Source organism: Pantoea anthophila (genome assembly GCF_026104315.1).
In the GTDB taxonomy this organism is placed as follows: Bacteria; Pseudomonadota; Gammaproteobacteria; order Enterobacterales; family Enterobacteriaceae; genus Pantoea; species Pantoea anthophila.
Genome location: NZ_CP110473.1, coordinates 2717910 through 2733017, shown reverse-complemented (window position 1 = coordinate 2733017; position 15108 = coordinate 2717910). Strand labels below are relative to the sequence as shown.

General features: G+C 58.9%; 14 protein-coding genes. 12 read left to right on the top strand and 2 right to left on the bottom strand.

Features of this window, described 5'->3' with window-relative positions; all coding sequences use genetic code 11:
- Positions 1-128 precede the first annotated feature (128 nt).
- From OJ965_RS15235 to OJ965_RS15220, 4 genes are all read left to right on the top strand, one after another.
- On the top strand, positions 129-599 hold the full coding sequence (locus tag OJ965_RS15235; RefSeq protein ID WP_140028253.1) for an OsmC family protein: 471 nt from the start codon (positions 129-131) through the stop codon (positions 597-599).
- 390 nt (positions 600-989) lie between these two features.
- On the top strand, positions 990-2060 hold the full coding sequence (locus OJ965_RS15230) for an amidohydrolase family protein (RefSeq protein WP_265136797.1): 1071 nt from the start codon (positions 990-992) through the stop codon (positions 2058-2060).
- Complete coding sequence (locus tag OJ965_RS15225) at positions 2035-3309, top strand: MFS transporter (protein WP_265136796.1); 1275 nt, start codon at positions 2035-2037, stop codon at positions 3307-3309. Before OJ965_RS15230 ends, OJ965_RS15225 begins: the two co-directional genes overlap by 26 nt.
- 48 nt (positions 3310-3357) lie before the next feature.
- Positions 3358-3816, top strand: a complete 459-nt coding sequence (locus OJ965_RS15220; protein ID WP_154927938.1) for a GNAT family N-acetyltransferase — start codon at positions 3358-3360, stop codon at positions 3814-3816.
- A 10-nt stretch (positions 3817-3826) separates the two neighbouring features.
- Here the strand turns inward: OJ965_RS15220 and OJ965_RS15215 are convergent, their stop codons facing one another.
- Positions 3827-4906, bottom strand: a complete 1080-nt coding sequence (locus OJ965_RS15215) for an FAD-dependent oxidoreductase (RefSeq protein ID WP_154927937.1) — start codon at positions 4904-4906, stop codon at positions 3827-3829.
- 76 nt (positions 4907-4982) lie between these two features.
- Here OJ965_RS15215 and OJ965_RS15210 point away from each other — a divergent pair, with 76 nt between their 5' ends.
- The 4 genes from OJ965_RS15210 to idi all read left to right on the top strand — a co-directional run bounded on the left by OJ965_RS15210 (position 4983) and on the right by idi (position 9507).
- The gene (locus tag OJ965_RS15210) at positions 4983-5438 is read left to right on the top strand and encodes a MarR family winged helix-turn-helix transcriptional regulator (RefSeq protein ID WP_009091287.1); all 456 of its coding nucleotides are present in this window, start codon (positions 4983-4985) and stop codon (positions 5436-5438) included.
- A gap of 183 nt (positions 5439-5621) precedes the next feature.
- Positions 5622-6731 (top strand): suppressor of fused domain protein, encoded by a 1110-nt coding sequence (locus OJ965_RS15205; protein ID WP_154927936.1) that lies wholly within the window; start codon positions 5622-5624, stop codon positions 6729-6731.
- A gap of 191 nt (positions 6732-6922) precedes the next feature.
- Entirely contained in the window at positions 6923-8818 is a 1896-nt protein-coding gene (locus OJ965_RS15200) for a methyl-accepting chemotaxis protein (RefSeq protein ID WP_046101475.1), read from the top strand.
- 146 nt (positions 8819-8964) lie between these two features.
- Positions 8965-9507: an isopentenyl-diphosphate Delta-isomerase gene (gene idi / locus OJ965_RS15195; RefSeq protein WP_009091282.1), complete on the top strand. Its 543-nt coding sequence runs from the start codon at positions 8965-8967 to the stop codon at positions 9505-9507.
- Between the two features lie 56 nt (positions 9508-9563).
- Here the strand turns inward: idi and OJ965_RS15190 are convergent, their stop codons facing one another.
- The gene (locus tag OJ965_RS15190; protein WP_154927935.1) at positions 9564-11039 is read right to left on the bottom strand and encodes an MFS transporter; all 1476 of its coding nucleotides are present in this window, start codon (positions 11037-11039) and stop codon (positions 9564-9566) included.
- Between the two features lie 304 nt (positions 11040-11343).
- On the opposite strand from OJ965_RS15190, the gene osmF reads away from it, so the two are divergent.
- From osmF to OJ965_RS15170, 4 genes are read left to right on the top strand one after another with little or no spacing between them, the layout of a single operon-like run.
- Positions 11344-12255, top strand: coding sequence for a glycine betaine ABC transporter substrate-binding protein OsmF (gene osmF, locus OJ965_RS15185; RefSeq protein WP_046101477.1), 912 nt, complete (start codon positions 11344-11346; stop codon positions 12253-12255).
- A 3-nt stretch (positions 12256-12258) separates the two neighbouring features.
- Positions 12259-13434, top strand: a complete 1176-nt coding sequence (locus OJ965_RS15180; RefSeq protein ID WP_265136789.1) for an ABC transporter permease — start codon at positions 12259-12261, stop codon at positions 13432-13434.
- On the top strand, positions 13427-14374 hold the full coding sequence (locus tag OJ965_RS15175) for an ABC transporter ATP-binding protein (RefSeq protein ID WP_046101478.1): 948 nt from the start codon (positions 13427-13429) through the stop codon (positions 14372-14374). Before OJ965_RS15180 ends, OJ965_RS15175 begins: the two co-directional genes overlap by 8 nt.
- Positions 14362-15093: an ABC transporter permease gene (locus OJ965_RS15170; protein ID WP_265136786.1), complete on the top strand. Its 732-nt coding sequence runs from the start codon at positions 14362-14364 to the stop codon at positions 15091-15093. The genes OJ965_RS15175 and OJ965_RS15170 overlap by 13 nt, the downstream gene beginning before the upstream one ends.
- Positions 15094-15108: the final 15 nt, after the last annotated feature.

Here is a 15108-nt window from a genome sequence, read left to right as displayed (position 1 = left end):
AGGGTTGTACACGTACCTGCACGCGTTTTCATTGTGCTGATTTTATTACCCGACAGAGTGTGGTTTAGTAAACAGCAGAAGTTCCCTCTGTTTTCCCCCGTTTTATCCTCAATAAAGGAGTCAGAATAATGGAACATCACTACACATCGCGCATCTTCTGGACCGGCAATCTGGGAACGGGGACGTCGGGTTATAAAGCGTATGCCAGGACGTGGGATATCGCCATCAGCGGGAAAGAGGTCATCCATTGCTCCAATGATCCCCTGCTGGGTGGCGACGCCAGTAAAATGAATCCTGAAGACCTCCTGATATCCTCTCTTTCGGCATGCCATATGCTCTGGTATCTGCATCTGGCTTCCGATGCCGGGATTACGGTTCTCGGCTATGAAGATTCTCCCTTAGCGACAGGTGAAATATCAAAAGGCGGGGCGGGGCGCTTTATTTCGGCGGTGCTGAGACCGACGATCACGGTAGCAGAGGGGACAAATCTTGATGCAGCCACGGCTATTCACCATGAGATCCATAAAGTCTGTTTTATTGCCAGATCGGTGAATTTTCCTGTCTCCTGTGAACCAGAATTTATCATCCGTCAGGCGTAGAACACGCATCTGTGCCTGTTCTGAAACGTCGCGGTTTTTACTGATTTCACACCGCGACTTTTCTTCATCGCTCTCTTTCTCGTCTCCCGAAACGGGGCGTCCCCGAACCGCATCCGCTCTCCCGTGCCCGGTCATCAGTGCACCGCCGCTGAGCAACAGCTGGCTCTGAAGCACGATGTACTCAGAAAGTAAAATATTTGTGATTAACATCGTATTTACATTAAGCGCCTCCTTTTTTTGCTGGCTGAACTTTATCCGCTGAGCCTATAGTTGATTTATTCAGTAAAACTGAGTTTTATCAGATAAAACAATGCGGTTCGGGTCTGTTCACCTGCCCGCCACGCGAAAAATGTCGGGATCTGATTTTAATCAGAAGGTTAAGAGGACGTTATGGAGATTGTTAATGCGCCGCATCTGCCCGTTCGGGAAGCGTGGCTCGCGCGTCATCATGAAGAGGCGCTGATGCCCGAACTTCCGGTCGTGGATGCGCATCATCATTTGTGGGATCGCCAGTCAGGCCGCTATCTGGCACCGGAGCTCAGCCAGGATATCGAACAGTCCGGACACCGGATTCTCTCGACGGTGTATGTTCAGTGCCGCTCCATGCTGCGCCGTCACGGGCCTGAAGCGTTCAGACCCGTCGGAGAGGTCGAGTTTGCAGGCGGTTGTGCCGCGATGTTTGAAAGCGGTCACTATGGCGAAGCCGCAGGTTGTGAAGCCATCGTTGGCGGTGCCAGCCTGCTGGCTGGGGACGACCTGCTGCCCGTGGTGGAACTTATGCTGGCGCGATCGGGAGGACGACTGCGCGGGATGCGGAATCCGCTGGCCTGGCATCCTGATCCCCGCGTCAGCTCCAGTCCCGTCACGCCGCCGGCCGGTCTGGCGGCCAGTGCCGCATTCCGGCGCGGGGCAGCCTGCCTTGCCCGCAACGGACTTTCGCTGGATGTCTGGGTTTATCACACTCAGCTCGATGAAATTGCCGGACTGGCCCGCGCGCAGCCCGATCTGCTGGTGATTGTGGATCACTGCGGCGGACCGATTGGAACGGGGCCTTATGCCGGTAAACAGGATGCCGTTTTTCAGGCGTGGAAAAAGGCGATTATCGCCCTGGCGGCGCTGCCCAACGTGCGCATCAAAATCAGCGGTTTTGGCATGACGGTCATGGGCTATCCCTTTGCACAACACGACACACCACCTGACTCCCTGACGCTCTCCCGGGCCTGGCAACCGCTGTTTGAAACGCTGGTTGAGGCATTTGGCGTGCAGCGCTGCATGTTTGCCAGCAACTTCCCGGTCGACAAAGGCATGTTCAGTTACGGTGTGTTCTGGAATGCCTGCAAAAGGCTGGCGGAGCAGGCTTCTGCGGCCGAACAGGCGCATCTCTTCTGGCGCACCGCGGCATCAACCTATCGCTTATCCTCCCTGGAGAATATGGATGAATATGAAATCAAAAGTGCATGAGGCGCATCCTCTCGATGCGGACGCCTCCGGTTCAGTGCTCTCCTATTCATCGGCTGAAAAAAGGACCCTGGCGCTGGGCGGGTTAGGGTGGACATTTGAAAGCTACGACTCTTTTTTGCTCTCTCTGCTCTTACCCGTGCTGGGCGTGGTATTTGGCCTCGGCAAAACGGAACTTGGCGTGTTTATCAGCGCCACGGCTGGCGGGCAGATTATTGGCGGCATCCTCTTCGGGCTGGTGGCCGATAAAATCGGACGCGTAAGAACGGCCCTGATCTGCATCGCCATCTATTCGCTTTTCTCCGGTCTGCTGGCGTTTTCCCACAATCAGCAGATCTTTACCTTGCTGCGATTCTGCGGTGCGCTCGGGATGGGCGGGATGTGGACATCAGGCGCGGCGCTCATCGCTGAAACCTGGCGTCCGGAGCGCCGTGCGCGCGGCGGCGCGCTGATGCAGATGGGGCTACCGGTGGGCGCAATCCTGGCGATTGGCCTGACGGCACTGGTCACGGCAATGACCGGTGGGCTGGAACACGGGGGATGGCGCTACCTGTTCATGATTGGCGCCTTGCCGGTTTTTATCATGATGGTTATTGCGTACATTACGCCGGAATCGCCGGTATGGCTGGCGCGCCAGCAGGAACGCGCACAGCGGCAGACTAAAAAGGCCAGCGCCGGCAACACGAACATCAAAGGGTTGCTGCTGGCGTTTACCTTTATCTTCTTCATTCAGTATCTGTTCTGGGGGGTTTTCACCTGGACGCCCACTTACCTTCGTGAAGTGAAGCATCTCGATTTTCTTCACAGCCTGAAGTTTGTGCTGGCCCTGCAGACCGGTGCGATTGCTGGCTTCCTGGTGTTCTCACTCATGGCCGATAAATGGGGACGCCGGCCGATGTTTCTGCTCTATCTCCTGATCGGTGCGGTCGCGGTCGGATTATATCTGGTGACGACGCAGCCGCTGATTCTCATGGTGGCCATCTTTATGGCCGGTTTCGGGGTTAACGGTATTTTCGCCGGTTCCGGCCCCTTCCTGGCCGAGATTATTGGCGACACCCAGTCACGCGGCTTTCTGATGGGCCTGGCTTACAACGGGGGGCGTCTGGGCGGCTTTATTGCGCCGCTGCTCATCGGCTATGTGGCCAGCATTGGCGGCTTCACCGCCGGGCTGGCCACCACCGTGCTGGCCTTCGTCGCCGCGATGATTGTGGTCTGGATAGCACCAGAAACAAAAGGCGTTAAGCTGAAGTAAATCAACGGGCAGAGTCGTTCCGGAAGCGACCTTTGACGGGGAGAACAGATGTTCAGCATTTCAGAAGTCGATAAAGGGGATAGCGACCTGGTGCGCCTGGTCGGCGAACTCGACGCTTTTCAGCGCGAACTCTATCCGGCAGAAAGCAATCACTGTCTGGATCTCTCAACCGTCGGTGATGAGCAGCTGCGGTGCATTATCGTGCGTGATGAGCAGGGCTTGCCGGCAGGGTGTGGGGCCTTACTCTTTCAGGAGGCGGGCTTTGCAGAGATCAAGCGGGTTTATATCCGGCCGGCCTACCGGGGCAGGAAGCTCGGCGAGCAGATCATCGCCGCCATCGAGACGATAGCTGCAGAAAACCGTTTACGCGAACTGCGGCTTGAAACCGGGATTCATCAGCAACCGGCTATCGCACTCTATCGCCGATGCGGGTACGCACTATGCGAGGCGTTCCCACCCTACATGCCCGACCCGTTAAGTCTGTTTATGCGCAAACGGCTTTTATAAGGCCATCGGTTTACTCTTTTTCGCTGAACCAGTTCTGAAAACCAGACAGGGCATCAGGCATCATGCCGCGCGCGCGTTCCATAATCTTTTTTTCCGCACTGCGTAATCCGTCGAACGGTTCTGATGACGCGCAAATGGCCAGGGCGACATCAGTGGCATCAAGCATGGCAAGATTGACACCGACGCCGACCGGTGGCATCAGATGAGCAGCATCCCCAATGAGCGTGATGCCCGGACGCGGTGTCCAGCTAAAATCCGCAGGCAGGCTGTAGATGGGACGTCTGACATATTCAGCAGGGGCATTAACAACGGCCTGAAGGGAGTCAGCCCACTCCCGGTAAGCGTCTCGCACATATGAAGTGATATCGCAGCACGCACTATCCCGCTCAATGCGTTCAATATCTCTTTTCATCGCCACATAAACGCAGATCCTTCCGCCCCCGTTGCGCTGTGTGACCAAAGCCTCCGCCCCGCCAAAGCTGAAAGCGGTTCCTTTCCCAGCGATACCATCGATTCGTCGGGAGGGGCGATCTATCCAGCCTTCAAAAAAGGTGATGCCCGTGTATTCAGGACGCGTCTGCGTCAGGTAGCCTCTTACCCGTGACCAGGCCCCATCCGCACCGATGATAATATCTGCCTCAGAATCTCTTCCGTTTCCGAAAATCAGCCTGTACCTGCCATTCAGGCCAGTATCGACGTGATGAAGCTTATGCCCCCACTGGAGGGACTCTGGCGCAAGGGCACTTAGCAGCAAATTGATTAACTCACCGCGGTCAATTTCGGGTTTATCGATTTCACCTTCCGGCATCAGGCGGTCATCTATTGCCTCACCGGTGCGGTAATCCAGCATCCGGCTTTCCTGATCCTCATGTCTGGCTATTTTTATGAAGGGTTCCAGCAGGCCCGCTCTGCGCAGAGCTTCCTGACCGCTGTCAGGATGCAAATCCAGCGATCCTCCCTGGTTTCGTTCAGCATCCCCTGACTTATATTCAAACACCTGGACGTTAAAACCATTGCGCTGAAGTATGACGGCCGCAGTGAGTCCGGCTGGACCACCACCAACAATCGCGATATTCGGTTTGTTCGGCATAGGGATTTCTCTCAGCTGTGGAGTGTATACTCTATAATCACAAAGTTGACATATCAACCTGAAGGGTCAGACAGAGATGGATAGCACCGGGATTTCAGATAAAGAGTGGATGGCATGGCGGGGTTACCGCCGGCTTGCAGAAGTCATAACGGGTCGTATTGTCAAAAATATTACTGAGGCAACCGGTCTTTCCGGCGCGGATTTCATGATTCTGATGGAAATCAGTAAAAGTCCGCAGGGCGCACTGCTTCAGCGTGAGTTGCTGGAATACCTGGAGTGGGACAAGTCCCGGCTTTCACACCAGCTTTCACGTATGGCTTCCCGGCAACTTGTGCTGAGAAATCGTCATGACCCGGCTGGCATTTCGGTCAGCCTGACAGATACAGGGCGTCAGACGCTCGCAAAAGCGCGACCGGTGCATGCTGAGAGTGTCAGGCAACATTTTCTCGACAGGCTGACACCTGAAGATGTCGATTTGCTGATCGGGATCACGGGGCGATTGCGGCACTCTGGCAGTGGCTTCATCGAATAATCCCGTTATGACCCTGCTGAGCTGGGGGCCGGCATCAGGAAAGGTCGCCGACGCAGTGAAATTCGTGTCGTCTCCGTCCATCCTTCCCACTTTGAGACTATTACCCTTGTCTCCGCGTGCAGCAGTCACGATCCTGCTCTATTCTCGGGGAAAATGGATTCCTCCAGGCTTTGTCGAGGCACTATGACGTACAAATCCCTGATTGCTGAAGTCCACAATCAGCAGCGCACCCTCACCGCTATTGTCGAACAGGATGCGCGCACCGCCTATTTTTACATCTGGCCCACCGACCTGTTCCGCAGTCAGTATGCGGTGCGCGGCTGCTGGCTGCGCAACCTGCTGCCCGCACCGGCGCAGGAAGATCGCGAGGCGATGGAGCAGGGCATTGCGCCGCTGCTCAGCGCCGAGTATTGCCGTAACCTGGAAGCGGAGCCTGCACTGAATCCCGCCGGGCTGCAGGTTCTCTGGGAGCCGAGCGATGATGGCGCGGCGCTCTGGTATTACGGTCAGCTGCTGGCGGTGATCCCCGGCTGGAGTCTTTACCAGGATAAGCAGGTCAGCTTCTCAGCGGGCTGCATCAAAAAGAACCGGCTGACGGCCCCGCTGGGTTCGGCCTCGACCAATGACTACTATGCCCGTGCAGAGCAGCAGCGTCAGTTCTGGCGCGAATGGCACGATGGCAGCGAGTGGGACAAGGTTCAGCAGGATCTCATGGCCTGCTATCAGAGCCGCTTTGGCGAGTCGGTGAAATATTACGCGATCGATCAGGGGAGCTGGCCGCCGATGGCGATCTCCCAGCACTGGCATCAGGGCGTCTGGTACTTCCTGACGATTGGCATGAGCATCCGGCCGATGCCGCAGGTCGACTACCTGTTTGATGAGCTGGCACCGCAGTATCGCCGTATCGAGCTGGGGATGGCGGTGGATGGCGAGGTCATGACCGAAGGCAATGCGGTGCAGATGGCGAGTGCTCTGGCGGAGTTTGTGCATCTGCCGTGGGCGCGCCTCACCTGGCTGGGGGAGGGGCATACGCTGGCATCGGAAGTCGCGCCGGTCGGCTTTGAGAGCTTCCTGCTGGCAAATGAGCTGGCCAGCGAACCGGCACAGTTTAAACTGCCCAAGCGCGATGGCGATCGTCCCACACTGCTCTGGACCACACCCATCACCGAAGCGGAGCGGCAGTTCGCCCAGGCGGATGAGCATGGCGGTCAGAGGTTACGGGAATTGTTAACCGCTGGCGGCAGTAACCACATCTTCCGTCCGCGTCAGGAGGTTGTCGATTCAGAAGGCTAAGCCAGTCACGCCAGGCCTCTCTGCCCCTTCCCCGGCTCGCGCCGGGGAGGTGATAATCCCGCAATGAAATTAAATTTTCACAAAAATTAAACATTTATCAATTCTGTGATCCCGCTCACCTCAAGTTCCCCGTAAGCGAGCCGTTAAACCGGATCAGGCAATCGCGCCATACCAGGTTCAGGGGAACAAAGATGTTTAAAACAACACAATCCCGCTTTACCGCAACAATGATCGCGTTCTTTGTTGCGCTTTTACTCGTTACAGTTTGGGTCATCAATCAGTTTGTCGCACCGCAGCTGGTCGACAGCGAAAGCCGTCTGGTGCGTTATCAGGTCGATTCACTGGCCTCCGGTATCGTCGAGCAGATGAACCGCGTTCAGGCTCAGCAGCGTGCGATTACCGAAGCGGCCTCCGTCATGGACAGCGCCACCATCGACACCCTATTACCGACGCTGGTTAACCAGTATCAGGACAGTAATGTCTTCGGCGGCGGCATCTGGCCGTTGCCAAATCGTCGCGATCCCGCCAAAGAGAAAAACAGCAGCTTCTTTGCCCGCAATGCCAGCAACGAACTGCAGGTCAATACCTACTGGAACTCCGATGCCGCCGACAAATACTGGGAGCAACCCTGGTACAAGGATGGCCTGGCCGCCCCAAAAGGGCAGTGCGCCTGGGCAAAAGCCTATCAGGATGCCGCCAGCCCACAGCCGCGAACCAACTGTGCCATGGCGATCTACCGCAACGGCACCGTCTGGGGCGTGGCAACCATCGACGTGACGCTGGGATTCTTTAACCAGCTGGCGAAACAGATGGGCGAAACCATTCAGGGCAACGTGCTGATCGTCGAAGCGGATGGCAAAGTTGTCGGCAACGGTGCGCTGGTGAATGCCGCGCCGAAGCTGGAGAACCTGGCCGATGTGCAGACGCCGATGGCTGCGCCCCTGAAGGCGCTGCTGAGCGGGGCGGGCACCCAGCCACTGGAAACCACCTATGACAGCAGCGAAGGCGAGCAGACGCTGTTTCTGCAGGCCATTCCCGGCAGCCCGTGGTTTCTCGCCAGCAGCCTGCCGACCAGCCTGCTGAAAGCGCAGTCGCACAACATGCTGACGCGTCTGGGCCTGGTGCAGATTCCGCTGGCGGTGATCCTGCTGCTGGTGTCGCTGGGCTTTGTCCGCGCCATGATGAAGCGTCTCAGCGTGCTGAACAGCAACATCGAAGCGCTGTCGACCGGCGGCGCGGACCTGACCCAACGTCTGCCCGCCAGCAACAGCCCGGAGTTCAACGCCGTTGCGCAGAGCTTTAACCAGTTCATCAGCTATCTGCAGGGGTTAATCCAGCAGGTGGGCGACAGCGCGCTGGCGATCACCGCCGCGTCGCGCGAGATCGCCAGCGGCAACGCCAATCTCTCTTCGCGCACTGAAGATCAGGCCAGTTCGATTGTGGAAACGGCGGCGTCGATGGAGCAGCTGACCGGCACCGTGCGTCAGAACGCCGATAACGCCACTCACGCCAACCAGCTGGCGGGCGATGCCTCGCAGGTTGCCGCACGCGGTTCAGAAGTAGTGCGTCAGGTCGTCACCACCATGGGCGAGATCCACCATTCGTCACGTAAGGTGGTCGACATCATCAGCGTGATCGACAGCATCGCATTCCAGACCAATATCCTGGCGCTGAACGCCGCCGTCGAGGCGGCCCGTGCCGGTGAGCAGGGGCGCGGTTTTGCGGTGGTGGCGTCAGAAGTGCGCAACCTGGCGCAGCGCTCAGCCAATTCGGCGCGTGAGATTAAAAAGTTAATTGAAGAGTCCGTGGCGAACATTGATACCGGCAGTGCGCTGGTGGAGCAGGCGGGTCAGACGATGGATGAGCTGATGCAGGGCGTCAGCAGCGTGACGACGCTGATGAGCGAGATCATGTCAGCCAGCCGGGAACAGAGCATGGGGATCGAGCAGGTTAATGTGGCGATTACGCAGCTGGATGGCACTACCCAGCAGAACGCCGTGCTGGTGGAGCAGGTTTCCGCTGCGGCTCAGGCAATGGAGGCGCAGAGTACCCAGCTTGAGCAGGTGGTGCAGAGCTTCCGGCTGTAATTCTTCCTCAGGCCAGCGTTGCTGGCCTGATTTTCGTCTGGCGTCATCCGCTTACCTCCGCCCGATAAGGGTAAAAATTCCTTTCTGTTACGCCCAAACCGCGAATCTTGTGCCAGAATAGTTGAGAATAATCTCAAGGAAACGCCATGTCTGCTATTGAAGTTATCCTCGTTGACCACCTCGATCGTCCCACCGGCAAAATGGAAAAGCTGGAAGTGCATGAAAAAGGACTACTGCACCGCGCGGTGACGGTCTACGTCTTCAATTCCCGGCAGGAGCTGTTACTGCAGCGGCGCGCCAGCGATAAATATCACTGTGGTGGCTTGTGGAGTAATACCTGCTGCGGGCATCCGTATCCTCATGAATCGACCCGTGACGCCGCTGAACGCCGCCTGCGCGAAGAGATGGGCATGGTGGTGACGCTGACGCCGGTGTTTGAGCTGAGCTACAACCTGAAGCTGAGTAATGGCCTGACCGAGCATGAATATGGTCACGTCTTTTTTGCCGTCTGCGACAGCCTGCCGCAGCTCAATCCGCAGGAAGCGGACGCCTTCGATTATCGCCCGATGGCGTTGATTGAAGAGCAGATGCAGCAGCAGCCAGAGCAGTTCACGCCGTGGTTTTTGCATACCTTCCCGCGTATCCCGGATTATCTGGAGCAGTTTCCTTTCCCGGCCGTTACGGCATAAAAAAAACCGCACTGAGGTGCGGTTTTCCTGCGATCTGTCCACGCCCGCAGCGCGGGTTATCGCGGCAGCTCAAAATCCTCTGCATCCACATCATAGCCCGATGGTTCCCAGCGGATGGTCAGCAGCGCCAGCAGTCCGGCCAGCGGGGCCAGGAAGATCACCCAGAACACGCCGGTGCCGAGCGCCGCAACCAGCACCGGGAACAGAAACAGTGAAACGGTCGAACTGCCGCGCATCAGCGTCTGATTGAAGCCGACGCCCACACCCCGCAGCGACGTGGGGTAGCTCAGTGACGCAAAGGTCATGGTGTGCGAGCCGGGCCCGAATCCCTGACCAAACAGGAACAGCGCCAGCATCCCGATCGCGACAGCTGCTTCCTGCCCCCCTTCCGGGCGACCAATCAGCGCCAGTCCGAGCAGCGCCACACACTGACAACTGTAACCCGCCACCGACATCTTCCAGGCACCCAGACGCGGCACCAGACGCACCGCCAGCAGCCCGCCCACAAAGGCGAACAGCAGATTCAGCGCCAGCGACACCAGAATCGTGGTCAGCATCGACTGGGCAAAAAAGCTGGTGATGATCACCGGCAGGCCAAACGCGACGGCGTTATAAGCAAAGGATGAGGCGATAGAGGTAATGGTCGCCAGCAGCGTGCGGCGGCGATAGACGCCCTGCAGCAGCGCACCATAGTTGCGCCAGCTCGCCCTGCGCACCGGTGTAACCGGCGTCAGCGCGGCATCGGGTGCCACCTGCGCGTTGATATTCCATGCGCTGCGTAAGATCGCCGCCGCCCCTTTCAGGTCGCCCTGATTGGCCGCCCAGACCGGCGACTCACTCATGTAACGACTGCGGATAGCGATAATGACAATCGCCGGCACGGCTCCAAACCCCAGGATCAGCCGCCACAGCCAGTCGGTATGGCTCTCCGGCAATACCGCATAGAGCAGCAGCACCAGCAGATAGGAGATACTGATCGCTGCGTACCAGGTCGGGCACCACATCGCCACGCTGGCGGCTTTATTCCCCTTACCGCGCAGCTTCGAAAACTCCGCCAGGAAGGCCATCGCCACCGGCAGATCGATGCCGACACCCAGGCCCATCACAAAGCGCGCTGCACCCAGCACATACTCATTGGGAGCAAAAGCACAGGCGATAGCCGCGACGACGAAAAAGAACATATCGGCCATAAAGACCCGATAGCGGCCAATCTTATCGGTGAGGTAGCCGCCGAGCAGTGCACCCACGATCGCCCCGAATGTAATCGCGGAGGCGATCATGCCGGTGCCGGTCGGCGTAAGATGAAATTCGCGCGTCACATCTTTGATGCCAAAAGCCAGCGCACCCAGATCGTAGGCGTCAAGAAACACGCCTCCCAGCGCAATCGCCACCACAATGCGGGCATTATTGCGGGCGCTGTCGCCGCTGTTCACTAAACGGGAGACGTCAGCGGCGCTGCGAATCCATTGCGTTTCCCCGGCGGGCGAACGCCCGGCAGTCGCCACATGGGCAGAAGAAGTCAGGTCGGACATGATGTTATGCGTCTTTTATTATAAAAACAGATTTTCGAGAATAGCCGTTTAGACGCCCAGACGTAAATTCATTTGAGTTATATAAAATTATTTTATAATCTCAAATCGTTATCAGCTTGCGAGAAAGTCAGCGGCATCACCGCCGCGCCAGGCTACGCTTTTAAGGCAGAGAATTTACCGCTTCGCGCCCTGCCAGCATCGACTCAGAAAGCAGGAGAGCAGTCTGATCGCTCAGGCGCACCATTGACGCCTCGCGAAAACATCACGCTATAACAACACGCGATAATGCGATAAGGAAAAGGTCATGGTCAGAATTCGGGGTTGGATCGGCGTCAGCGCCTTACTGCTGAGCATCGGGGTAGCACAGGCAGCCGATCCGGTGCGGGTCGGCTCAAAAATTGATACGGAAGGCTCGCTGCTGGGAAATGTGATTCTTCAGGTGCTGGAAAAGCATGGCGTGAAAACCGTGAATAAAATCCAGCTCGGCACCACTCAGGTGGTGCGTGGCGCGATCACGGCGGGCGAACTGGATATCTATCCGGAATATACCGGCAACGGCGCGTTTTTCTTTAACGATGAAAAAGATAGCGCCTGGAAGAATGCCGCCCAGGGCTATGAGAAGGTGAAAAAGCTCGATGCGGAGAAAAACCATCTGGTCTGGCTGACACCGGCACCGGCAAACAACACCTGGACCATCGCTGTGCGAAAAGATCTGGCCGAAAAGAATCAGCTTACCTCTCTGGCCGACCTCAGCGCCTTTCTGAAAAAAGGCGGGACCTTCAAACTGGCGGCGTCGGCAGAGTTTATTGAACGCAGCGACGCCTTACCCGCCTTTGAAAAAGCCTACGGATTTAACCTCACGCAGGATCAGCTGCTGTCGCTGGCTGGCGGCGATACCGCGGTGACTATCAGCGCGGCGGCACAGCAGACCTCCGGGGTGAACGCGGCGATGGCGTATGGCACCGACGGGCCGGTGGCGGCGCTGGGTCTGCAGACGCTCAGCGATCCGAAAGGCGTTCAGCCGATTTACGCCCCGACACCGGTGATCCGCGAATCGGTTCTGAAAGCGTACCCACAGATTGCGGAATGGCTGAAGCCGGTATTCAGCGCGCTGGACGAGAAGACGCTGCAACAGCTCAACGCGAAAATCGCCGTGGACGGTCAGGATGCCAGCAGCGTCGCGACCGAATGGCTGCAGCAGAAGAAGTTGCTGTAACCGATGGTGTTATCGCGGGAAGCGATACGTCGCCCGCTGCAGCAGCCGGTGGCCCTGCTGCTGCTGACGCTGCTGAGCCTGGCGCTGGCGGCGCTGCCGTTTCTTAACTTCGCCCCGAACCGGCTGGTGGCCGGTGAACCGCTGATGGGATCGCAGATCAGCCGGTTCGGGCTGCTGCTTGTGCCGCTGCTGACGCTCTGGCTGCTGTTATGGCGGCCGCCGACGCGGGTAAACCTGGTGCTGGCGCTGCTGGCCGCGCAGCTGATGCTGGCCGCGATCCTCTGGCTCAGTGGTCATCAGGCCACGCTGCTCAGTCAGCAGGGCAGTCGTCTGGCACGCACCAGTTTTGCCAGCGGCCTGTGGTGCAGCGGCGCGCTGCTACTGCTGCTGATCACCGATCGGGTGCGGCAGATCACCCGTCACCGGCTGGCTCAGCTGCTGCTCAATCTGCAGGTCTGGCTGCTGCCTCTGCTGCTGCTCTTCAGCGGTCAGCTCAGCGACCTCTCCCTGCTGAAAGAGTATGCCAACCGCCATGCGGTGTTTGATGCCGCACTGGGACGCCATCTCACGCTGCTGGTCGGCACGTTGCTGCCGGCGTTACTGATAGCGCTGCCGCTGGGGGTCCTGCTGTTCCGGCGGCCAGGCTGGCAGAGCGGCGTCTTTGGCGTGCTGAATGTGATCCAGACGGTGCCGTCGGTGGCGCTGTTTGGTCTGCTGATTGCGCCACTGGCCGGACTGGCAAATCACTTTCCGTGGCTCGGGGCCTGGGGCATTAGCGGCATTGGCATGGCCCCGGCGCTGATCGCCCTGGTGCTCTACGCCCTGCTGCCGCTGGTACGCAGTGTGGTGGTGGGGCTGCAGCAGGTGCCACACGAGGTGCGCGAAAGCGCGCGCGGCACGGGGATGAGCGGCTGGCAGCAGTTTGTTGCGGTCGATGTGCCGCTGGCGCTGCCGGTCTGGCTGGCGGGTCTGCGGGTAGTGGTGGTACAGACGCTGGGTATGGCGGTGGTCGCCGCGCTGATTGGGGCAGGCGGCTTTGGTGCGATTATTTTTCAGGGCCTGTTAAGCAGCGCGCTCGATCTGGTGCTGCTGGGGGTGATCCCGGTGATCGCGCTGGCGGTGGCGATCGATGCGCTGTTCCGCCTGCTGATCTCACTGCTGGAGAGAAAAGATGATTGAGTTCAGGGGCGTTTCCCGCGCCTTTAACGGCAAAACGGCGGTAAAAGATCTGTCGTTACAGGTGGCGGAAGGGGAGTTCTGCGTGCTGCTCGGCACCTCCGGCTCCGGTAAATCAACCACCCTCAAGATGATCAACCGGCTGGTGGAGTTCGACAGCGGTGACATCCGCTTTGCCGGTGAGTCAATTCGCCAGCTGAATGCCCGCACGCTGCGGCGCCGCATGGGCTATGCCATTCAGTCGATCGGGCTGTTTCCGCACTGGACGGTGCAGAAGAATATCGCCACGGTGCCCGAACTGCTGGGCTGGCCCCGCGCGCAGATCAACGAACGCATCACGGCGCTGCTGGCGCTGCTGAATCTGGACGCACAGCTGCTGAAGCGCTATCCGCATCAGCTCTCCGGCGGGCAGCAGCAGCGGGTCGGCGTGGCGCGAGCCCTGGCCGCCGATCCGGAGGTGCTGCTGATGGATGAGCCGTTCGGGGCGCTCGATCCGGTAACGCGGGGCGCGCTGCAGCAGGAGATGCTGCGTATCCACCGGCTGTCGGGGCGGACCATCGTGCTGGTGACCCATGACATCGACGAGGCGCTGACCCTGGCGGACCGCATTGTACTGATGGATAACGGCGGGATTGTTCAGCAGGGCAGGCCGGTGGAGCTGCTGACCCGGCCAGAAAATGATTTTGTCCGCGACTTCTTTGGTCGCACGGAAATGGGGGTAAGACTGCTGTCGCTGGAGCACGCCGGGGATGCCGTCCGGCGCGGCGAGTGGCTGACGGGCGAACCCATCGCCGCGACGCTGACGCTGCGTGACGCCCTGTCGCAGTTTATCACCCGGCGCACCGATAAACTGCCGGTGGTCGACGATCAGCAGCAGCCGCTGGGCGTGCTGCACTTTAGCGATCTGCTGCAACTGCGCGAGGGATTAGCATGCGCTGGCTGAAAGATCCGCTGCTGTGGCTGGTGCTGCTTTATGGCGCGCTGCTGGCCCTGATGCCCTATAGCGGGCCGCTGTTTCACACATGGTTTCCCGAATTGGCGCGGCCTCTCTATCAGCAGGAGAGCTTCTGGCAGCTGACGCTGGCGCATCTGCTGCTGGTGATCACGGCCAGCCTGCTGGCGATCGTTCTGGGCATCGGCAGCGGCGTGCTGGTTACGCGGCGCGCCGGTCGCGCCTTCCGGCCGCTGATGGAGACGATCGTGGCGGCGGGGCAGACGATTCCGCCGGTGGCCGTGCTGGCGATTGCCGTGCCGGTAATGGGCTTTGGGACCTGGCCCGCCGTCGTTGCGCTGCTGCTCTATGGGTTACTGCCGATTTTACAGGGCACGCTGGCCGGACTCGACAGCGTGCCCGCCAGCAGCCGGGAGATCGCCACCGGGCTGGGTATGAGCCCCTGGCAGCGGCTGTGGCAGATCGAGCTGGCGCTGGCTGCGCCGGTGATCATTGCCGGAATACGCACCTCGGTGATCATTAATATCGGCACCGCCGCCATCGCCTCGACGGTCGGGGCGAAAAGTCTGGGGTCACCGGTGATTATCGGCTTAAGCGGTTTTAATACGGCGTATGTGATTCAGGGGGCGTTGCTGGTGGCGCTGCTGGCTATCGTCAGCGACCGCCTGTTTGAGCGCCTGCAACGCTGGCTTAGCGTGAGTGAACGATGAGAGAGTATCCGACCA